Annotated in this window: 17 protein-coding genes; 5 read left to right on the forward strand and 12 right to left on the reverse strand. The window is 38.4% G+C overall.

Annotated features, from left to right (window positions below; all coding sequences use genetic code 11):
• Window positions 1-9 precede the first annotated feature (9 nt).
• The 5 genes from ACT9TX_RS06055 to ACT9TX_RS06075 form a co-directional block, all read right to left on the reverse strand.
• Entirely contained in the window at window positions 10-381 is a 372-nt protein-coding gene (locus tag ACT9TX_RS06055) for a VOC family protein (RefSeq protein WP_481337348.1), read from the reverse strand.
• Window positions 382-384: 3 nt separating this feature from the next.
• On the reverse strand, window positions 385-900 hold the full coding sequence (locus tag ACT9TX_RS06060; RefSeq protein ID WP_481337349.1) for a hypothetical protein: 516 nt from the start codon (window positions 898-900) through the stop codon (window positions 385-387).
• Between the two features lie 102 nt (window positions 901-1,002).
• Window positions 1,003-1,218 (reverse strand): hypothetical protein, encoded by a 216-nt coding sequence (locus tag ACT9TX_RS06065; protein ID WP_481337350.1) that lies wholly within the window; start codon window positions 1,216-1,218, stop codon window positions 1,003-1,005.
• A 62-nt stretch (window positions 1,219-1,280) separates the two neighbouring features.
• Window positions 1,281-2,060: a (Fe-S)-binding protein gene (locus ACT9TX_RS06070; RefSeq protein ID WP_481337351.1), complete on the reverse strand. Its 780-nt coding sequence runs from the start codon at window positions 2,058-2,060 to the stop codon at window positions 1,281-1,283.
• 268 nt (window positions 2,061-2,328) lie between these two features.
• Window positions 2,329-3,603, reverse strand: coding sequence for a type IX secretion system plug protein (locus ACT9TX_RS06075; protein ID WP_481337352.1), 1,275 nt, complete (start codon window positions 3,601-3,603; stop codon window positions 2,329-2,331).
• Window positions 3,604-4,100: 497 nt separating this feature from the next.
• Between ACT9TX_RS06075 and ACT9TX_RS06080 the strand changes: the two genes are divergently transcribed.
• Complete coding sequence (locus ACT9TX_RS06080; protein WP_481337353.1) at window positions 4,101-5,018, forward strand: carboxypeptidase-like regulatory domain-containing protein; 918 nt, start codon at window positions 4,101-4,103, stop codon at window positions 5,016-5,018.
• A 107-nt stretch (window positions 5,019-5,125) separates the two neighbouring features.
• Here the strand turns inward: ACT9TX_RS06080 and ACT9TX_RS06085 are convergent, their stop codons facing one another.
• Together ACT9TX_RS06085 and xylA are read right to left on the reverse strand one after the other, a co-directional pair.
• The gene (locus ACT9TX_RS06085) at window positions 5,126-10,291 is read right to left on the reverse strand and encodes a beta strand repeat-containing protein (protein WP_481337354.1); all 5,166 of its coding nucleotides are present in this window, start codon (window positions 10,289-10,291) and stop codon (window positions 5,126-5,128) included.
• Between the two features lie 424 nt (window positions 10,292-10,715).
• Complete coding sequence (gene xylA / locus ACT9TX_RS06090; protein ID WP_481337355.1) at window positions 10,716-12,047, reverse strand: xylose isomerase; 1,332 nt, start codon at window positions 12,045-12,047, stop codon at window positions 10,716-10,718.
• 185 nt (window positions 12,048-12,232) lie between these two features.
• Here xylA and ACT9TX_RS06095 point away from each other — a divergent pair, with 185 nt between their 5' ends.
• Window positions 12,233-13,261, forward strand: a complete 1,029-nt coding sequence (locus tag ACT9TX_RS06095; RefSeq protein WP_481337356.1) for a LacI family DNA-binding transcriptional regulator — start codon at window positions 12,233-12,235, stop codon at window positions 13,259-13,261.
• Between the two features lie 42 nt (window positions 13,262-13,303).
• On the opposite strand, the gene ACT9TX_RS06100 is transcribed toward ACT9TX_RS06095, so the two are convergent.
• From ACT9TX_RS06100 to ACT9TX_RS06110, 3 genes are all read right to left on the reverse strand, one after another.
• The gene (locus tag ACT9TX_RS06100; protein WP_481337357.1) at window positions 13,304-13,708 is read right to left on the reverse strand and encodes an ExbD/TolR family protein; all 405 of its coding nucleotides are present in this window, start codon (window positions 13,706-13,708) and stop codon (window positions 13,304-13,306) included.
• Between the two features lie 257 nt (window positions 13,709-13,965).
• Window positions 13,966-14,664, reverse strand: coding sequence for a MotA/TolQ/ExbB proton channel family protein (locus ACT9TX_RS06105; RefSeq protein WP_481337358.1), 699 nt, complete (start codon window positions 14,662-14,664; stop codon window positions 13,966-13,968).
• A gap of 149 nt (window positions 14,665-14,813) precedes the next feature.
• Window positions 14,814-15,560 carry a DeoR/GlpR family DNA-binding transcription regulator gene (locus ACT9TX_RS06110; RefSeq protein ID WP_481337359.1) on the reverse strand — a complete coding sequence of 249 codons (747 nt, stop codon included), beginning with the start codon at window positions 15,558-15,560 and terminating at the stop codon, window positions 14,814-14,816.
• Between the two features lie 208 nt (window positions 15,561-15,768).
• Here ACT9TX_RS06110 and ACT9TX_RS06115 point away from each other — a divergent pair, with 208 nt between their 5' ends.
• The 3 genes from ACT9TX_RS06115 to ACT9TX_RS06125 all read left to right on the forward strand — a co-directional run bounded on the left by ACT9TX_RS06115 (window position 15,769) and on the right by ACT9TX_RS06125 (window position 19,330).
• Window positions 15,769-16,818 (forward strand): NAD(P)-dependent alcohol dehydrogenase, encoded by a 1,050-nt coding sequence (locus ACT9TX_RS06115; RefSeq protein WP_481337360.1) that lies wholly within the window; start codon window positions 15,769-15,771, stop codon window positions 16,816-16,818.
• 312 nt (window positions 16,819-17,130) lie between these two features.
• Window positions 17,131-18,552 (forward strand): FAD-binding oxidoreductase, encoded by a 1,422-nt coding sequence (locus ACT9TX_RS06120; protein WP_481337361.1) that lies wholly within the window; start codon window positions 17,131-17,133, stop codon window positions 18,550-18,552.
• Between the two features lie 112 nt (window positions 18,553-18,664).
• On the forward strand, window positions 18,665-19,330 hold the full coding sequence (locus tag ACT9TX_RS06125; RefSeq protein WP_481337362.1) for a hypothetical protein: 666 nt from the start codon (window positions 18,665-18,667) through the stop codon (window positions 19,328-19,330).
• On the opposite strand, the gene ACT9TX_RS06130 is transcribed toward ACT9TX_RS06125, so the two are convergent.
• Both ACT9TX_RS06130 and ACT9TX_RS06135 read right to left on the reverse strand, forming a co-directional pair.
• The gene (locus ACT9TX_RS06130) at window positions 19,296-19,844 is read right to left on the reverse strand and encodes an LOG family protein (protein ID WP_481337363.1); all 549 of its coding nucleotides are present in this window, start codon (window positions 19,842-19,844) and stop codon (window positions 19,296-19,298) included. The two genes, ACT9TX_RS06125 and ACT9TX_RS06130, sit on opposite strands and share 35 nt — an antisense overlap.
• Before the next feature lie 188 nt (window positions 19,845-20,032).
• Window positions 20,033-20,800 carry a 3-keto-disaccharide hydrolase gene (locus tag ACT9TX_RS06135; protein ID WP_481337364.1) on the reverse strand — a complete coding sequence of 256 codons (768 nt, stop codon included), beginning with the start codon at window positions 20,798-20,800 and terminating at the stop codon, window positions 20,033-20,035.
• Window positions 20,801-20,843: the final 43 nt, after the last annotated feature.

Genomic DNA, 20,843 nt, shown 5'->3' on the forward strand with positions numbered 1-20,843 from the left:
TGTTACAAACTATTCTTCCTCATCTATCTCTTTACCAAATTGTAGTACATAGCCATTATTATCTAGTATGGCAAATTCTCTCATGCCATGTTCAAAGTTCTCTATTGGGTAAAAAATAGTGGCTTTGTCTTGTAGTTTAGCCCACAGCGTATCTACTTCTTCAATGTTTATGTACAGAGAACCTGTAAGTTTAGCCCCATCAAAAGGCATGTGTGCATTAGGCGTAGCAAACATAATGCTTGCGGCATCTTTACTCAAACTACACCAGCCCCATTCTTGGTTCAGTTCATCTAATTGAAAGCCCAAAACAGATGTGTAAAATTCAATGGTAGCTTGCAATTCAGCCGTCCACAACATTGGGGTTAATGCTTTGTATTTCATAGTTTACGCTTGTGTGGCTGTTACAAATTTGCTGGCTAACCAACTGTTATTAGCTGGTGTAACCCATTTGGTTTCTAACTCTTGCTTTGTAGCTACAAGGTTATTAAAATACAAAGTCTCTGGTTTTATAAATCCATTAGTTATGGCATGATTTAAGTGTGCCAATGGTAGTAATTCTACTTTGTCTTTTAGTACAAACGCCAAGTTTTGACGGTTAAACATATCTACCTTAAAGCGTTGCTCAATATCTTTTATTAATCGTACGCTGCTATCAGTACTACAGCCGCTTACACCAGCAGCCGTTTCATCGGCCATAATTACTATAAACTGCCCAAAGAATAAATTGGCATAACCTTTTACAGGCGTGCCATGCGTTTTCCAGTCAGCCACAAAACTGTTAAGCATTGGTTCTATTTCAAAAGCTTCACTCATACTAAACAAGCGGCTGCTTTGGTAGATCCAAACCCTTGAATTATTGTGAAAATCTGTAGGTAAGTATTGTTGAAAATCTAAGTTCATAAAGAGGATTTTGTAACACATAGGTTGCATAGTTAGAAAAAGCTAACATAGTTTAATCTATGTGTTCTTGGCTTTTATCTATGCCTCTATGTGTTGAAATAACTACGCTTTTTTTGTAGGTGTATTGTTGAAGGTACTGATAAAATAGCCGCCAACTAAAGCTGCTGCTACTTTGAAAAATAAGTTTTTCATGGCCCAAATTTCATCCCATTTGATAGGACCTTTTGCAGCATCAAAACCAATATCTATCAATAATAAAATAGGCAATAGTATTACAAACCAAGTTGCCAATTTCTTCCAGTTAATCGAATGTTTCATGTGTTATTTTTTGCAAGACCTGTCAGGTTTTAAAACCTGACAGGTCTAAATGATATAACTAATTAAGCCAAACTTTCAGCTATTAATTCTGCAACATCCATTACTACTACCTCATTTTCTTTTTCACGGTTTTTAACACCATCACTCATCATGGTATTGCAAAAAGGACAAGCAGCAGCAATAATACTAGCACCTGTAGCTAAGGCTTCATCGGCACGTTCTATATTAATTCTTTTATCGCCAGGTTCGTCTTCTTTAAACATTTGCGCACCACCAGCACCACAGCACAAACCATTGGTACGGCAGCGTTTCATCTCTATTAATTCAGCGTCTAAAGCATCTAATACTTGTCTTGGCGCTTCGTAAATATCATTAGCACGGCCTAGGTAACAGCTATCGTGGTACGATATTTTTTTACCCTTGAATGTACCACCACCTTGTAGCACCACTTTGCCTTCATTAATGAGTTGTTGTAAAAAAGTGGTATGGTGAATTACTTCATAATTACCGCCTAATTCAGGGTACTCGTTTTTAAGCGTATTAAAACAGTGTGGGCAAGTGGTGACAATTTTCTTGATGCCATAACCATTCAATACCTGTATGTTTTGGTAAGCCATCATTTGAAACAAAAACTCATTGCCAGCACGTCTTGCAGGGTCACCAGTACAAGCTTCTTCTTTACCCAAAATGGCGTAGTTAATACCTACTTTATTTAAAATGGTGGCAAATGCCTTGGTTATTTTTTGGGCTCTTTGGTCAAAACTACCAGCACAGCCTACCCAAAATAATACATCTGGTGTTTGTCCAGAAGCCATCATTTCTGCCATTGTATTCACCTTCATACTAAAGCTATTATTTGCAACGAAAGTAATTGATTTTATCTTTCACCACATAGACAGATAGACACATAGATTTGTTTGTAAAGCGCATTACTTTCTATTGTGCCTTTGAGCCTATGGAGTGAGAAAATTTAAAGTTAGGCTTTGTAAGTTTTTTAATGAACCACATAGACAGATAGACACATAGATTTCATAAAGAGCAGCATTCTTAAACATTTAAGTCAATACCTTAATTATCTATTGTGGCTTTGTGCCTATGTGGTGAGAAAAACTAATACCCAACTCTACCTGTTCTCGAATTTACAGTTGCTATACCTACCAATTCATCGTGGCGCTCGCTGTAGCTGCGGTAGTACACAAAAATGGTGTAGTCGTTTTCTGTTTCCCAATAATTACCTTCTGTGACCGTGGCTTCAGTTTTTTTGCTGGCTTTGTCTTTAGATACATAGGTGTAATCGTAAAAGCCTTGTTTTAAATACAGTGTTTTTTCATACACACCTTTGGCTGCATTGTATTCAAGTAGGCTATTGCTGTTGAGTTTATTGTCTGTCAATTCGCCTAATAAGTAAATGTCTTTACCAGCATAAGGTTGGTTGCCTTCAGGTACAAATGTGAAGGTAATGTTGGCATAATCTGTTTGCCACCAATTATTTACATTTTCGGTGGTAAGAATATTCATCCAGCCGTTGTAGTCTTTATAATACAAGTAACGCTGTGCTACTCTTGGGCCATCAGGTTTTACAATGATGTTATTGGGTTGCGAATTTTTATCAATGCTAGCAATGCGTTCGCTTTCAAAACGAAAACTGCGTAAATCAACCCAACGATATTCTTTACCTGCTTCAAAAATGCCGCCACGTTCACCATCGTATTCTAGCAAGTTGCCACGTACAAAAGCTATTGGCACATTGTAATGCATATTGTCTGTACGATTGTTTTGCATCACACAAGTGGTGATTTGCTGCATGGGGTTTTGTGCATTTAGCTGCGTTACATCTACACTAAACTGTATTTTTTGGTGTGTTCTACCTATTTGATTATCGAAAGGCACCATGCTGCGCCCACCCACGTTAGCACGACTATCAAGCACATACAAACGTTTGGTAAAAGCCAACTGTGTGGTATCGCCATTTAAAAACACTTTTAGTAAATAGTTGCCACTTTTGGTAGGTGTACAATTTCTATCGGGCAGTGTGGCTTGGTAATGTACATACTTAGTTTGTGCAATAGATGATGGTCTGTATTGATTCAGGCGCTGCTGTTGATAGCCTTTTAAGTAGTCAAAACCGCTCAAGTCAGCAGGTTGCCAATTGGCATTGCACAAGGTAAATGTGTAGTAATAGTTTTTTACATAGCCATCCATATCATCAAAATGCAGCTCTAGCAAATCGGTAGAATTAAGGTTGATAATAGGCAGGCTTTCTTGGTTGTTTTGCTGAAATAGTTTTACTGTTTTAATGCAGGGCATTACAATATTATCAGTATTGATTTGTGCCGATGCACTGATAGACCACAACAATATGCTACAAAAGAATAGGCGTTTCATGTGGTAAAAGTAATGTATGAGGGATGATTTTGAGGTTTTGAGTAGATAAGTTGCTACGGATGATTTGTGTAACAGCGTAAGCAAAGCCTCATGTTGAGAGAATATGTTACTAACTAGGTATAATTTTGAAAGAACGCCACACCGAATAATTACCATCGTGTAGAGGGGTAGTTGTAGACAGAGGTGTTTTACAATTGCCACATACCCCAACCCTACTACTAGCCCTAGTAGTAGCCATTCATCGCTCTGCGGCAGCTATGCATCGCCCTCGGGAAGCCATTGCTCGTTAACGAGCAATAGCTTCCGTACACCGAGCAGATGCAGCCGTACAGCGAGCAAAGGCTGCCGTATAGCGAGTAATAACAACCGTATAACGAGTAACTGTAACCTTACCAATTGGCGGTGCAGCTCTGGTTTATTTAATAATTTTTTAACAGCATATTTTAATAGCTATATGTAATTGTAGATTAATTTCCACTTAACAAAATAAAAAACATATGTCCACACCCACACCAATTACCAGAGATTTCAAAATTTCAGACGATAGCATGTTGCAAGATAGCCGAACAACAGTGGTGCATTTTAAAGCAGACAAAGCTTTGTTTATTACTTTAGATGATGATTTTAAAGACCCCTATGCATCCGATTGGGAAGCAGCTATTACCACAGCCGAAGCAGCCCCCACCGATGAACAAACTGTAGATGTGCAAACAGGATTTACAACGGCTGTGCAAGATGCTATGGACGATTGTAGAAACCATTTTCAACAAGCTAAGTATGCCATTGAGAAGGCCTTTCCTAATAAAAAAGCCATCTGGAACGAGTTTGGGTACGATAATTACGATGCCGCAAGGCAAGTACCAGAAAAGCTGATAGTATTTATGGATGTGTTTGGTAAAACTGCCCTAAAATATAAAACACAGTTGCTAGCTGCAAAATATACACAGGCAAATATTGATGCCATTGCTACTAAACGCCAAACACTTGCTGAGGCTAAAACCCAACAAGAAGTGGTTAAAAATAGCCGTTTGGGTATTACACAAAACCGTGTAATAAGCCTTAATGCAGTATGGACGTTTAGAACCAAAGTAGCCAAAGCTGCCAAAGTAATATTTGCAGATAATTATGCTAAGTACAAGCAATACTTACTACCTGCAAGTGAAGAAGCTGCCACTACTTACAGCATAGAAGGTACGGTAACGGATAAAGCCACAGGCAAGGCCATAGCAGATGTACAAGTAAGTAATGGCACTGATACTGCCACTACCGATAGTAATGGTAAATACGGCTTTGCCAAATTAGCCAATGGTACTTATACCCTTACGTTTACCATAGCTGGCTACAAAACCGCTACCACCACTGCCAAATATGAAGGCACTACCCTAGCAGTAGATATTACTTTAGAGAAAGCATAGGAATGGATATGTGATGTAGAATTTGTGATGTTTGGATTAGACCAAATAAAAATCCCCTTGCTGTAATCAGCAAGGGGATTTTTTATAAGTACACTATGCAATTACAACTATTGTTTTAAGATAGTTTTAGTAGCTAAGAAGCCATTTTGCACGTCAGAAATATAGATAACGTATGTACCATTTTGTAAGCCTCTAGTATCTAAAGATGCTGCTACATTAGCACCAACTGCTGTAGGTATTACAGATTGTGTTTGTAACACTCTACCTTGCAAGTCAGTAATTTTAATAGTAGTTAAGCTAGTAGATGCTGCACGGAAACTTACTTCTACCACATTAATAATAGGGTTAGGATAAACATTTACGTTAGATACCACATACTCAGTAATAGACTGTGTAGCTGTATCCTTACAAGTGCCTAAACCACTTACCACAAGCGATACGGTGTAAGTACCCGGTGTAAAGGTTACTGTAGGGTTTACAGCAGTTGAAGTAGTACCATTACCAAAATTCCATAGGTAAGCCATAGTGCCTGCCGCTATTGTACTAGAACTAATAAAGGTTTTGCTTTTACCACTACCTGTATTGTTAAGTACCGAGAAGCTCGCTTTAGGCGTTGCACCTATATAAATCTGTTGTGCAGCAGCATTACTTACACAACCATTAGCATCTGTAACTTTTAAGGTTACATCGTGTTCGCCATAGTTAGCATAAGTTTTAGTTACATGTTGCGTAGATGCAGTAGTACCATCATTTAAATCCCATAGGTAAGTAAATGGTGCCGTACCGCCAGTAGATGTATTGGTAAATACGTATTGGTTACCTACAGCACATTGGCTTGGGTTATTGATAGTAAAGCTAGCTTGTAAGTTACAAGGTGCAGGTGTAACCACTGGTGCACTTACCGTAACCACTACACTTGCACTAGCATTACCACAAGTATTGCTTACTGTATAGGTAATAGTAGCAGTACCTACAGCTATTGCAGACACCACACCATTGCTAGATACAGTAGCTACAGCAGCATTGCTAGTAGACCATACACCACCCGGTGTAGCAATAGATAATGTAGTATTTGTACCAGTAGTAATAGCAGTAAGACCACTAATAGGCGAAGGCGTAGCAGGTGCAGCACTTACAGTTACAGTTTTTGTAACTTGATGGCTACCGCATGCATTGCTTGCAGTTAATGTAACGGTATAAGTATTGGCACTTGCATAGCTATGTGTAGTATTTGACGCAGTACTTGTAGCAGTACCATCACCAAAGTTCCAAGTATATGTAGGGCTAGTACCTGTAGAGCTATTGGTAAATGTAAAGGCATTAGCAGCCAAACATTGTGCGGCAGTATTTACAGCAAAGTCAGCAACAGGTGCAGTACATACTGGCACTACTGGCGTTACGTTTACCGCAAGTGTTGTGCTAGCATTACCACAACCATTAGTAACCGTATAAGTAATAGTAGCATTACCTACAGCTATTGCTGTAACCACACCATTGCTTGCTACGGTAGCCACAGCCGCATTGCTAGTAGACCATACACCGCCTGCGGTTGCAGATGAGAATGTAGAAGTATTACCAACAGTAAGCGCAGTAGCACCACTAATAGAAGCAGGCGTTGCAGGTGCTGCGTTAATAGTTACAGATTGTGTTGCTTGACTAGTACCGCAACTATTAGTAGCAATAAGCGTAACAGTATAAGTATTGGCATTTGCATAATTATAAGTAGGTGCGCTTGCTACACTTGTACCACCATCGCCAAAGTACCAAACATAAGTAGGTGCAGTACCAGTGGTGTTATTGGTAAATGTGAAGGCATTGCCAGATAAACATTGTGTAGCAGTATTTACACTAAAGCTCGCAGCAGGCGTTGTACATGGTACAACCACCGCAGAAACTGTAACAGTTACTGATGCGCTTGCAGCGCTACATGCATTATTTACAGTGTAAGTAATAACAGCCGAACCATTTGATATACCCGTAACAACACCATTAGCATTTACAGTAGCTACAGAGGTATTGCTGCTAGACCATGTACCACCAGTAGTAGCAGTAGATAAAGCAGTAGTAGCACCAGTAGCTATGCTAGTAGTACCACTAATAGGTGAAGGTGCAGTAGGTGCACTATTTACAGTAACAGTTTTACTTACTTGATTGCTACCGCAACCATTGCTAGCTACTAAGGTTACAGTATAGGTACCAGCACTTGCATAGCTATACCCAGCAGCAGTAGTGGTTACACCTAGGCTACCATCACCAAAGTTCCAAGCATATACAGGGTTTGTACCAGTAGATGTATTACTAAAGCTGAACGAATTAAATGCTAAACACTGTGTGCTATTACTAATAATGAAGTCTGCCACAGGTAGTGTACAAGGTATAGCAACTGTAAGGTTTTGAGATGTAGAATCTTTACAACCAAGGCTACCAGTAACTACTAGTTTCACGGTGTATGTACCTGTTAAGAAAGACAATGTAGGATTGATAAGTGTAGATGTAATACCATTACCAAAATCCCAGAAATATGTCATGTTGCCGTTAGTAATTGTAGAGTTACTAATGAAAGTATAGCTACCACCATTGCTGGCATTATTAACAACGCTAAAGCCAGCAGTAATATTACAAGTAGGTGTAGTAGTACCACAGCTATAAGTAGTTATCGTTTGCTTACTAGTATCAGTACAACCACCACTATTGGTAACAATTTGTTGTACATTAAAAGTAGCAGCGCTAGCATATTTGTGATTAACTATATTACCTGTAGCAGTAGCACCATCACCAAACGACCATGTACTTGTAGTACCAGCCGTTGCAGAAGATGTAAAGCGTAACGTAGTATCGCAATTGTTAGTAGCATTGGTTACACCAAAGCCTGCATTTATTCTACCACTTACATTAAATGGTAGTGATACAGCCGATGTACAAGTACCGTTGGTTACTAATACTGTATAATCAGCAGCTTCAGTAGCAGTAAATGTTGCAGTGGTAACGCCAGTAGAATTACCATTTTTAAACCAAAGGTTACCAGCAGCAGATGATGAAGTAAGTGTAACACTACCTCCATTACATAATGCAGCCGTACCATTTGCAGTAATTGTAGGTTTAGCAAAAGAACTAACACTTGTAACTGCTACAGCCGTTGAAGGAACACTCCAACAACCAGAACCATTAGTACCAGCTAAAGAATAACTACCAATACCAGTTGCATCAACAGTAATACAAGAGCTTGTACCTGTTGCACCAGCTACAGCATTACCATCTTTATACCATTGGTAATTACTAAAGCCCCAGTTTAAAGGACAAAGTTGTACAGTAGAACCAGCACATAATACTGGTGAACCTGTATGAATTTCAATAATTGGACTGCTTGGGCCACCAACTACAATGCTCATTGTATCAGTACCACCATCGGCAGTATAAATAAACTGTAACGTACCAGTAAACGGTGCTACAGGTAGGGTTACTACTGCTACACCATTTGTAGTTGAGCTAATGGTAGCACCACCTTGGTTAGTAGACATGGCAGACCATACACCTGTTAAAGGTGAAACAGCTCTTAACGTATCGGTTAATGCTAAACCACCACAAAGCACAGAATGGTCTGCACCAGCATCAGGTTTTGCATTTACATTAATATCAAATTCTTGAATAACCTCTTCTGGATTACCATGGTGGTAAGTATCTTCTGCTTCAAGATGTACATGGTTAATACCAGAATTTGCTATAGTAGGTGTACCGCTTAATACAGCCGTACCATTACCAGTACTCGTTAAAGTTAACCAACTTGGCAATGTAACACCAACAACATCCACCACATCACCATAAGGTATATCAGCATCGGCAATAGTTACATTGTAAGTAAATAACTGCCCTGGAAGCACATTAAGCGTTGTAGGCAACGAAGAAAATGCTGGCGGTGTATTTACAATTATTGAATAACTACGACTTGTAAAAATTGAAGGAAATGCCGTAATTGTTGCTTGAAAGCTTAAGTTCTGTGGACCAAAACTTGCTGCTGTAGGCGTCCAACTCATAATTGTTTGACCAGGGTTTGCACCACTAGTAGGCACTGTAGGCGACAATGTAGCACCAGAAGGTACCGTTGCAAATGCAATTGATACATTAGACCCAAGACTGCTTTGTGCAACAATCGTATCTTTAAATAATACACCAGTTTGAATTTGTCTTAAAGAAGATTGTATAGGTGTAGGACTAATAAATACTGGAGCAGGTTCTGATACCACTCTTATTGTAACAGAAGTCGTTGTTTGCACGCCTACATTGTCAGTTGCAATAATGTTAATGATATTAGTAGTACCAGCCTGAGCCGCCTGAGGTGTCCAACTAAAATTAGTAGTAGCAGGATTACCCGTTGATGGTAATGCAGGACTAAAATTAGATGTAGTAATATAGCTAGGTAATCCAGAAACTGAAAAACCAACTGTACTACCTGCATCAGGGTCAGTTGCTTTAATTGGGAATGATAAATTTTGACCTGCAATTACATTGTACACTGCACCATTTGCAGGTGTTACAGAATAATCAAATACAGGAGGATTTGAAGGGCCAACCATTTGAATAATAAAATCCAGCATAACTTGATTACCATTATTATCTGTAACGGTAACCAAAGCATTATAAGTTTGACCAACAGATTTACCTACAGTATTTAAAGTAATTTGACCAGTTGTACTATTTACAGAAAAGCCTGATGGCTCAGACTCGCCAGCAAGATTACCAGTAAAACTAGGCGTTCCAAAGGTTAATGTAGAACCAGCATCTGGATCTGAAGCAGGTATGGTGTAAGTAGCTGCAGTAGCATTAATAGGCATATTAATGATAGCAGGCAATGTTGATACAGGGCTACTACCTGCTGCATTTGTGTTTAGGATAATGTACTCATCCCACCCTAAACCACTATTATTTACATTGGTAAGAATTTTGCAACAACTTGCCGATTCAATTCTAGTAGCAACTGCTGTTTTGTTTAAAGTTATTGTAGTACTACCAGTGCTATTAGACCATCCACCAGATGGATCGGTAACAGTAGTTGTAGCAATACTAAAGTTACCTGTGTTGCCCCCAGATATTTGAAAGTAAGAGCTTCCTGGTGCAGCACCAAGTCGCCATGATTCACTCAAATTAATTCGGTAAGTAACAGTTGTACTCGTCTCAGATAATCGGGTGGCTGTAACCAAACCGTACCTAAAGTGCGAAGCAGAAACACTAGTAATGGTTGCAAAAAGAACCATTAGCATCAGTAAACGTTTCATCATAATTGTTTGTTTTGGTATTTTAAAGGATTGAATAAATACACGGATACTTAACGTTAGACTTACTTTTTTATTTCTTAGAGTAAATTTCTAACGCGAAGTAGATACGTTATTGAATTAAAACTGCTAAATATTGTTGCAAAGGGAGGTAGGAAGCTAGTAGAGGTTGTTTCATTTCTAAAAGGATTTAGGATTTATAAGATGTTGTGAATACTGCTTAAGTTCTAATTTATTTCTAAGATTATAGCAAGATAGCAATCGTTAAAAACGCAGAAGTTACAAATATTCTTGAGTGCAAACTATTCCTTATTTCTGAATAAAAAAATATTTTTTAGCAAACGTCATCAACATAATATGTACAAGAAAAGTAAAGTCGCTGAAAATCAGCGACCTTATGTTGTAATTTAAACCAAATAATAAACCCTGTTTAAATAAAACGATTAATGATATTTTCAAGATACTCTTGCTTACCGCTAATAGTTGCAGGCTCGCCATGGTCTATTGCATATTGGCGTAAATCGGCTAATGATAATTTACCTGCTTCAAAATCTGCACCTGCACCAGTATCAAAGCTTGCATAGCGGTCTTTACGGATTTTTTTGTAGTCAGATTTTTGTAAGATATTATCAGCTACAATTAGCGCTCTTGCAAATGTGTCCATACCACCAATGTGTGCGTAGAACAAATCAGCAGAGTCTGTACTATTACGTCTAATTTTTGCATCGAAATTGATACCGCCACCTTGTAAGCCACCGCCTTCAAGTACTATCAACATAGTTTCTACTAGTTCATTAATATTGTTAGGAAACTGATCAGTATCCCAACCATTTTGGTAGTCACCACGGTTTGCATCCATACTACCTAGCATACCGTTATCTACAGCCACTTGTACTTCATGCTGAAAGGTATGACCAGCCAATGTAGCGTGGTTTACTTCAAGGTTTAGTTTAAAATCTTCAAGTAAATCGTATTTACGCAAAAAGCCAATAACTGTTTCGCTATCGTAATCGTATTGGTGTTTGCTTGGTTCGCAAGGTTTAGGTTCTATAAAAAACACACCTTTAAAGCCATTAGCACGAGCATAATCTTTAGAAGTATGTAAAAACTTAGCAAAATGTTCTTGTTCACGTTTCATATTGGTGTTCAACAAACTCATATAACCTTCTCTACCGCCCCAAAAAGTATAACCATCACCACCTAATTCAATAGTAGCATCAATGGCAGATTTTACTTGCGCTGCACCATGTGCCAATACATGAAAATCAGGATTAGTACTTGCACCATTCATATAACGCCTGTGAGAAAATAAATTTGCAGTGCCCCATAATAATTTTACGCCGCTAGCGGCTTGCTTTTCTTTGGCATAAGCTACCAAAGCTTGTAAGCGTCTTTCATTTTCCAAAACATTATTACCATAATCTACCACATCTACATCATGAAAGCAATAGAAAGGCAGGTTCATTTTGGTGATAAATTCAAATGCTGCATCCATTTTGTCTTTTGCTCTTTCCACAGGATCTGCCTTTACGCCCCAAGGAAAAATATGGGTGGCTTCGCCAAATGGATCGGCACCACTGCCACAGAAGCTATGCCAGTATGCACATGCAAAACGCAGGTATTCCTTCATAGGTTTACCAGCTACTATTCTGTTTTCATCGTACCAGCGAAATGCTAAAGGATTGTCGCTTTCTAGACCTTCGAATTTTACTTGGCCAATGCCTTTAAAGAACTCTGTACTACCTGTAATTACGGTTGACATATTTAATTGTTGTTTTAAATAATTTTAGATATTATGATACGCTTTTAGCAAACAAAATCATACAAGATATGATTCATTTAACCCTTGCGAGGTGCTAAATTATAGGTTTATTTTGATTTTGTAACCGATTGCAAAGAAATATTTTATTCTTTTTTAAATGCATTGTGTTACGTTTGAAATATCGCATGACACCACAAAAGGATATTACTATTTACGACCTAGCCGAAGAATTAAACCTATCGCCAGCAACGGTAAGCCGTGCCTTAAAAAACAATCCCATTATTAATGCTGATACTAGAAAAAAAGTATTGGATTTAGCCGCAAAAAAAGGTTACCGTACCAATGCTTTTGCCAGCAATTTGCGTACGCAAAAAACAAATACCATAGGCGTAATTGTACATGAGCTAAACAGCTATTTTATGACGGCCGTGCTAGCTGGTATTGAAGAGGTATTAACCGAAGCCGGTTATGACATTTTAATAGCACACTCAAACGAAACAGTAGCTAAAGAGCGCACCAATGCACACAATTTGTTTAACAAACGAGTAGATGGTGTTATCGCTTCGCTAGCTTATGATACAGATGATTTAACACACTTTGACCCATTTATAAAAAAACACATTCCATTGCTATTTTTCGATAGAATTGATAATAGCATTGCTGCAACACAGGTAGTTATTGACAATGTTGAAGCTGGCTACCAAGCTACCAAACACTTAATACAGCAGGGTTGTAAGCGTATTGTGCATGCTACTGCCAATCTTAAACGTAATGTATATGCAGATAGGCTTGCTGGCTACAAAAAAGCTTTGCTAGAACATAAGTTGCCGTATAAAGAAGACTTGGTTTTGGTAAATGATTTTAAAGAAGATACTGGCAAATTGATTGTAGAACAAATGCTTGCCATGAAACAACAACCAGATGGCTTGTTTGTAACCAACGACTTTTGTTCGGCCGTATGTATTGCTGAATTGAAAAAAGCTGGCATAAAAGTACCAAAAGATATTGCTGTAGTAGGCTTTAATAATGACGTAGTTAGTCGCATGGTAGAACCAAACATTACCACTATTAATTACCCTGGTAAACTAATGGGTAGAACCATAGCTGAAAGACTAGTACTGCAACTAAAAACCAAGAAGAACATTAATAAACAAGAGCAAATTATTGTGCCTTCAGAGTTAATTGTAAGAGATTCATCGAAACGGAAAAAGTAAGGTTTGCATATCGGCAAATGCTTTGTACCTGAGCATGACAAATTATTGTGCACCACTATTATCAACAGCCATAACAGGTGTAGCACCAAGTTTTTTAATTACTTGCATTACTTTAATAGTTGTGCCCAAATGCGAAGTGCTATCGCCATTAATAACGACTGATGGTTTCTCGGTTTCTTTAGACAACACTTCTTTTAATTGCAATTCTAATTCACTGAAAGGAATGAGTTTTTGACCAATGAACAATTGCTGGTCTTTATCTACCGTAATTACAACAGCTTGCTTCGCTTTGGTATCGGCTTTGGCTTTTGGGTTTGATACCTTAATGACATTTGGATTGGCCAAAGTAGACACGATAAGGAAGAATAATAAAAGGATGAACAATATATCGTTTAAAGCACCAGTATGTACTTCAGGATGCGCTTTTAATCTTTTACGGATGTTCATATATTCTTTATTTCACGAATTATTTCCAATTACTCGAATTACACGAATTTTCTTGTCACGAAGGTTTACGCTTAGATAAAAGTTGATTAACGATAAGAGCGTACAAGTGAGATGCTTCGTAAACTCAGCACAGGCTGCAACAGACGATGAAAAGCATTACTACTGCTGGTTACATAAAAATCATTCGCTACTATTACTTTCTGCCTCTTTGCCTAGCCCCTCTTTGCCTTACATCTTCATGCCTCTTTGCCTTCTACCTATCTTGTTGGCTCTTGCAAAATGTCAATAAAATCGGCACTTGCAGCTTCCATTTTATTGGCGGTTTTATCTATTTGCGTGTTTAAAAAACTGTAAGCCACATAAGCCATTAAACCAATGATTAAGCCCGTTGCTGAGGTAACCATTTTGGTGTAAATACCGCCTGCAATAGTGCCTAGCGTGTACTCACCTGTAGATGCGATGCCATAGAACAATTGCACCATGCCAAAGATGGTTCCTAAGAAGCCAAACATGGGCGCAATACCTGCAATAAGTGATAAAATAGAGAGGTTTTTCTCCATTTTATACATCTCAAGTTTGCCTACATTTTCCATGCTTTTTTCAATTGCATCGATGGGCTTACCAATACGCTGTATGCCTTTATCAATCATTTTGGCAACCGGATTATTGGTATTTTTTGCCAAATTGCGAGCCGCAGAAATATTGCCTGTAATAATATTGTCACGAATAATATTCATGAAACTTACGTCAATTTTTGACGCTTTGTTGATGGCTATTAAACGCTCGAAAAAAACAAAAATGGTAGCGACTAACAGCACATACAGTGGATACATAATGAAGCCACCTTTTTGCAATAAATCCCACAGTGAGATTTTGCTTTCTACAGAGGCGGCTGCGTTTGCTACTTTTTGGGTTGAATCGGCTATGGTATTTCCTATTTGCAACAAATAATACATTCGTACTGAATTTAGATATTGGCTAAAGTAATGCCTTTACTAAACGTAGCACGTAACTGTGTATAAAATTGTAGGTGTTTTAACGTTTTTGAGAAACTAACTAATTATTATCAGTATAATCAGTGTCAAGAAGAGTATTTATAATCAATCTACAAAATTTCTAAGCCAGCAGCTTTGTAGTCGTTTAATGCTGGGCTATCTGGTGGCAACTCAGTAATAAGTGTATTAATTACAGTTACATCGCACACTTTTAGACGCTGTACCGAATTTAGTTTCTCAGATATGGCTAGCGACACCGTTTTGTTAGCACAAGCAATCATCGCTTTTTTCACTTCAATTACTTCCCATTCTAGGTCGGTAATACCTTCTTTGGCATCAATGCTATTAGTACCTAAAAAGCAATAATCTGCTTTAATATCTTTTAAACGCATCACAGCTTCTGCACCCACACTCATTTGAGCAGATTTTAGTAGCTTATTGCCAATAAATATCACATCAATGTTTGGGTGGTTCAGTAGTTCTAATGCTGTAGGCACACTAGGTGTAATAAATGTGGCGCTCAAATCTTCTGGCAAGGCTTTTACAAGTTCTCTTATAGTAGTACCGCCACTAAGTACTATAAACATACCATCCTTTATCAGCTTCACAGCTTTGTGAGCAATCACTTTCTTTTCTGGTAGTGAGTATATATCGTTATTCTGTATTGTAAAATGAAACGACTTCGACAATGCGCCACCATGTACTTTGGTTAGTTTGCCTTCTTCATCTAGTTCTTGTAAGTCTCTTCTGATTGTGTCTTCACTCACATTCATTTGAATGCTTAAATCGCTTGAAAGTACTTTGTTGTGGATATTTATCTGCTGTAGTATATACGCTTGTCTTTCTTTCTTTAGCATAGTGTGGGCAGTTTATCAAGGTGGCTAAACTACACTAAAAATTAAATGTGATATGATTTTTTTAAAATGGCGTGTTCACTAAAAACTTTTTTTGCTTGTCACGCTGTTTCGTAATCGGAAATTTTACCGCTAATTAAACAGGCTACAACGCATTGTTAAACTATACAGCTGTTACTTTGTTGTTTAAACATTAATAAATCAATTAGTTATGATAGCTTCTAAAGGATACGCAGCACAATCTGCAACTGCGCCATTGGCACCGTTTAGTTTCGAAAGACGAGAAACTGGTGCGCATGATGTACAAATTGAAATTTTATACTGTGGTGTTTGCCACTCAGATTTACACCAAATTCGTGACGAATGGGGCGGCTCTATTTTCCCTATGGTGCCTGGCCACGAAATTGTAGGTCGCATTACACAAGTGGGTAGCCATGTTACCAAGTTTAAAGTAGGCGATTTAGCTGGTGTGGGCTGCTTTGTAGATTCTTGCCGCACTTGCCAAAACTGTAAGGATGGTATAGAACAATACTGCGATGAAGGCATGGTAGGCACTTACAATGGCCGCGAAAGATTAACCGGCGCACCTACTTATGGTGGCTATAGTACCAATATTGTGGTTGATGAAAACTATACGCTTCATGTATCAGACAAATTGCCGCTTGCAGGTGTAGCGCCTTTGCTTTGCGCAGGTATTACCACTTACTCACCTTTGCGCCATGTAGGTGTAACCAAAGGTCACAAAGTTGCCGTTTTAGGTTTGGGTGGTTTGGGCCACATGGCGGTAAAATTTGCCGTGGCTTTTGGTGCAGAAGTTACCATGTTAAGTTCTTCGCCATCAAAAGCTGCCGATGCTGAAAGGCTTGGTGCACATCACTTTGCGCTTACTAGCGACCCTGAAACAATGAAGGGTCTTCAAAACAGTTTCGACTTTATTTTAAACACCGTTTCTGCCCCACACGATTACAATACTTACCTCAATTTATTACGTACCAATGGTACTATGATTGTAGTAGGCGTGCCACCAGCACCGGCACAAGTACCTGCGTTTAACCTTATCATGAAACGTAGAAGCATCATCGGTTCACTAATTGGTGGCATTAAAGAAACCCAAGAAATGCTAGATTTTTGTGCCGAACACAATATTGTAAGCGATGTAGAAGTAATTGATATTGAAAAAATAAACGAAAGCTACGAACGTATGTTAAAAGGTGATGTTCGCTACCGCTTTGTCATCGATATTGCATCGTTAAAAAAATAATACACGCTAAGTTGTAAGTAGTTGTCTTTTGGGTAACCAGCAGTTGTACTACTATATAGCGTTCGTGTAGCCTGTGCTGAGTTTACGAAGCATCTCACTTGTACGTTCTTATCGCTTCGCAGCATATTTTCACAAAACCCGTAAGGCCTTACCAGCTTACGGGTTTTACATTTTTTAATAAAATCAAATGTTATCAATACCTAACGATTCATCGCTTTTGTTTATCAATATCCAATACAATCTAGCCAATCTGTGTTATCGATGTGCCAATACTTAGCCACACAACCATTACTTTTGCGAAAATTTTTTTTAATGGAAGCAACTGCAACAAAAGGACTAATTACCCCAGAAATTTTTGAAACCTTACAGCAAATTGTTGGCGAGCAATACATTTTAGCCGACCGAGAAAATTTGCAACACTACGGTCACGACGAAACTGAAAAATTATTATACCTACCAGAAGTGATTGTAAAACCAGCCACTACTGAAGAAGTTGCAGCCATTATGAAATTGTGCAACCAGCACATTATTCCAGTTACCCCACGGGGTGGCGGTACAGGCCTAAGTGGTGGTGCATTACCACATTTAGGTGGTGTATTGCTAAGCACTGAGCGCTTGAATAAAATCATTCAAATAGACGAAAGAAACCTACAAGTTACCACCGAGCCAGGTGTAATTACTGAGGTTTTACAAGATGCAGTAAAAGAAAAAGGTTTGTTTTACCCACCTGACCCAAGCAGCAAAGGCAGTTGCTTTATTGGCGGCAATATTGCCGAAAACAGTGGCGGCCCTAAAGCGGTGAAATACGGTGTGGTAAAAGATTATGTACTAAACCTAGAAGTAGTATTACCTACAGGTGATGTTATTTGGACCGGCGCAAATGTGCTTAAAAACTCAACAGGCTACAACCTTACACAATTAATGGTAGGTAGCGAGGGCACATTAGGCATTGTAACCAAAATTGTATTGAAGTTGATTCCATTGCCTAAGTACGACTTATTAATGCTTGTGCCATTTGTAGATTTAGAAAAAGCAAGCGAAGCGGTTAGTGCCATTTTTAGAGCAGGCTTCACCCCTAGCGCTTTAGAATTAATAGAAATAGATGCGCTGCAAATTGTAGCCAAAATGGTAGATAGCCACGCTGTACCAGTAACGCCAGATATTGCGGCACACTTAATTATAGAAGTAGATGGTAACAATATGGATGTGCTAATGAGCGAGATGGAACAAATAGCCGAACTAATGGTAACTTACGAAGGTGGTGAAGTATTTTTTGCAGATGATGCACAGCAAAAAGCCGAGTTATGGAAACTTCGCAGAAGAGCCGCAGAAGCTGTAAAATCTGTAGGCTACACCATAGAAGAAGATACAGTAGTACCACGTGCTGAATTGCCAGCACTAATTAGAGGCGTAAAAGCATTAGGTAAAAAATACAATTTCCATGCAGTATGTTATGGCCATGCTGGTGATGGTAACTTACACGTTCGCATTCACAAAGAAGGTATACCTAATAGTTATGGCAACGAAGAAATGACCAATATTCTACGTGCTTTGTTCGATTTAGTGTATAGCCTTGGCGGCACTATTAGTGGTGAACATGGTATTGGTTTAATTCAGAAAAAATACATGGATATTGTATTTAAAGAAGCCAATTTAGACATTATGAGAGGTATTAAAAAAGTGTTTGACCCAAATAATATTTTAAACGCTGGCAAAATCTTCGATTTGAAATAATGTTAAAATTAGCTGTACAAAAACACAGATGAGACTAGGAAGCAAACTTTGTGTTTCTTTGTCACTCTGTGTTTTTGTAATTTAAGATATCAACTACCTTAAAGTAATTATTATGAAGCGTCTATTATTGTCAATGCTTTGTACTGCACTCGTGTTATCAGCTTTTTCGCAAGAAGATGAAAAGCCTAAACGCTTATCTAAAGAAGAAGAACCAGGGCATTTTAAAAGAGAAAATGTGTTTATTGGTGGTGGTGTGGGTCTTGGCTTTAGTAGTAGCACCTATGGTAGTAATTTCAATATTGGCATTACACCAGAAATAGGCTACTCTTTAAATAGTTGGTTAGATGCAGGTGTATCATTAAACCTTAACTACTATTCTTACAACTACGGTTATACAGGTGGCGGTACTACCAAGCAACGCAGCTTTAACTATGGTGGTGGCGTATTTTTAAGAGCCTACCCTCTACAAGAATTTTTTATTCAAGTACAACCAGAGTATAATTTTATTAGTACAAAACTCACCAATACTTTTAACAGCGGTGTTTTACGCTTAAACCAAAAAGCACCGAGCTTTTTAGTGGGCCTTGGTTATGGTAGACGTATTGTAGGACAAAGCGGTTTTTATACAGCCATTTTATTAGACTTAGGTCAAGATAATTCTTCGCCTTATCGCCAAGTAACAACTGATGCTTTTGGTAATCCAACAGGTACTACACAAGCAATACCAGTTATAAGAGCAGGTTTTACTTATTATCTGCGTCCAAAAAAGCAAAAATAGCTTCAGGTGTATCGCATATAATTAAACGTTCTTGCCAGTTCTCATACAAGAACCCTTCTTGCTGCATGTTGCTAATATGTGCTACTAAGTGGTTGTAATAACCATCAGAATTGAGTAGAAATATCTTTTTGGAATGAATTTTTAAAGTGTTCCATGTGAGCATTTCAAAGAGTTCATCTAGTGTACCATTACCGCCCGGTAGTATTATGGCTGCATCGCATAGCTCGTACATCATGCGCTTACGCACGTGCATATCTGGCACTACTTTTAGCTCGGTAATACTTTTATGACCTTGTTCCCAAGCCATTAATAATTCTGGTATTATACCTATTACTTCACCACCATTCTGCATTACACTATCAGCAATAGCGCCCATTAAGCCTACACCACCACCACCATATACAAGCTTTATATTTCTAGCAGCCATCATTTGCCCCAAAGTATTTGTATGACTTAAAAACAAAGGGTTTACACCACTTTTACTACCACAAAAAACTGCCAAACTATTTACCATAACACATCAATTAATACAACTTAAAAAATTATGTACGCAATATTATTGCTTTACAAACAATAAAGCCAACACATTATGTTATGTTGGCTTTATCAATTTCATTTTGCACGTGGTTATCGGTGATTATCGCAGAAAACCACACAGACTCAAAAATCGGCGTTCATCTGCGCAATCTGAGACACATGAACCTATAACTCTCTCACCCAAATATTTCTAAAACTTATAGGCTCACTTGGGTCGCCATGCGATTGTAATTTGATAGGTGAAGCACCATGCGCTTTATAAGATGGTGCACCGACATAAGTAGTAGCACCTTTTAATTCAAAATTGTTTTGCAGCAAAACACCGTTATGTATTACGGTTACTCTTGCAGCAGATTTTAAAGAACCATCAGCATTAAAACGAGGCGCCGTCCAAATGATATCATAGGTCTGCCATTCACCCGGTTGCTTACAAGCATTTGCCAAAGGAATGGCTTGCTTGTACACACTACCAGTTTGTCCATTTACATAAGTGGTATTGTTATAGCAGTCTAGTATTTGTACTTCATAGCCCAAATCACCAGCACCAGTTGATGCTAAGAACAAACCACTATTGCCACGCACCTGCCCTTCACCAGTAATATTTTTAGGTATGCGCCATTCAAGATGTAATTGGTAATCTGTAAAGCTTTGCTTGGTTTGTATATTGTCTGCTTTTTTATTTACCGTCATGATGCCTTTCTTCACTAGCCACTCAGCAGGTTTAGTGTTGTCATTTGTAGAAACCCATTTATCTAAATTAGTACCATCAAATAATACAATCGCATCTGACGGTGCATCAGCAGCCGTTTTACCAGGTGTTACAATTTTAGGTACTGGTGACCAAACTTCTGTGGCTTTAGGATCGCCTTGTGCTAATAATTGGCTAGCAGCAACAGTTATAGCAAAGCAAGCAGCAAAAAAATGTTTTTTCATAATGACAATTTTAGACTGCTAATCTAAATGTATTTATTACACA

It is taken from the genome of Parasediminibacterium sp. HNIBRBA5674 (assembly GCF_056745525.1).

Coding starts and splice junctions, on each gene's coding strand:
- ACT9TX_RS06055 (WP_481337348.1), bottom strand. CDS start 381: ATGAAATACAAAGCATTAACCCCAATGTTGTGGACGGCTGAATTGCAA.
- ACT9TX_RS06060 (WP_481337349.1), bottom strand. CDS start 900: ATGAACTTAGATTTTCAACAATACTTACCTACAGATTTTCACAATAAT.
- ACT9TX_RS06065 (WP_481337350.1), bottom strand. CDS start 1,218: ATGAAACATTCGATTAACTGGAAGAAATTGGCAACTTGGTTTGTAATA.
- ACT9TX_RS06070 (WP_481337351.1), bottom strand. CDS start 2,060: ATGAAGGTGAATACAATGGCAGAAATGATGGCTTCTGGACAAACACCA.
- ACT9TX_RS06075 (WP_481337352.1), bottom strand. CDS start 3,603: ATGAAACGCCTATTCTTTTGTAGCATATTGTTGTGGTCTATCAGTGCA.
- ACT9TX_RS06080 (WP_481337353.1), top strand. CDS start 4,101: ATGTCCACACCCACACCAATTACCAGAGATTTCAAAATTTCAGACGAT.
- ACT9TX_RS06085 (WP_481337354.1), bottom strand. CDS start 10,291: ATGATGAAACGTTTACTGATGCTAATGGTTCTTTTTGCAACCATTACT.
- xylA (WP_481337355.1), bottom strand. CDS start 12,047: ATGTCAACCGTAATTACAGGTAGTACAGAGTTCTTTAAAGGCATTGGC.
- ACT9TX_RS06095 (WP_481337356.1), top strand. CDS start 12,233: ATGACACCACAAAAGGATATTACTATTTACGACCTAGCCGAAGAATTA.
- ACT9TX_RS06100 (WP_481337357.1), bottom strand. CDS start 13,708: ATGAACATCCGTAAAAGATTAAAAGCGCATCCTGAAGTACATACTGGT.
- ACT9TX_RS06105 (WP_481337358.1), bottom strand. CDS start 14,664: ATGTATTATTTGTTGCAAATAGGAAATACCATAGCCGATTCAACCCAA.
- ACT9TX_RS06110 (WP_481337359.1), bottom strand. CDS start 15,560: ATGCTAAAGAAAGAAAGACAAGCGTATATACTACAGCAGATAAATATC.
- ACT9TX_RS06115 (WP_481337360.1), top strand. CDS start 15,769: ATGATAGCTTCTAAAGGATACGCAGCACAATCTGCAACTGCGCCATTG.
- ACT9TX_RS06120 (WP_481337361.1), top strand. CDS start 17,131: ATGGAAGCAACTGCAACAAAAGGACTAATTACCCCAGAAATTTTTGAA.
- ACT9TX_RS06125 (WP_481337362.1), top strand. CDS start 18,665: ATGAAGCGTCTATTATTGTCAATGCTTTGTACTGCACTCGTGTTATCA.
- ACT9TX_RS06130 (WP_481337363.1), bottom strand. CDS start 19,844: ATGGTAAATAGTTTGGCAGTTTTTTGTGGTAGTAAAAGTGGTGTAAAC.
- ACT9TX_RS06135 (WP_481337364.1), bottom strand. CDS start 20,800: ATGAAAAAACATTTTTTTGCTGCTTGCTTTGCTATAACTGTTGCTGCT.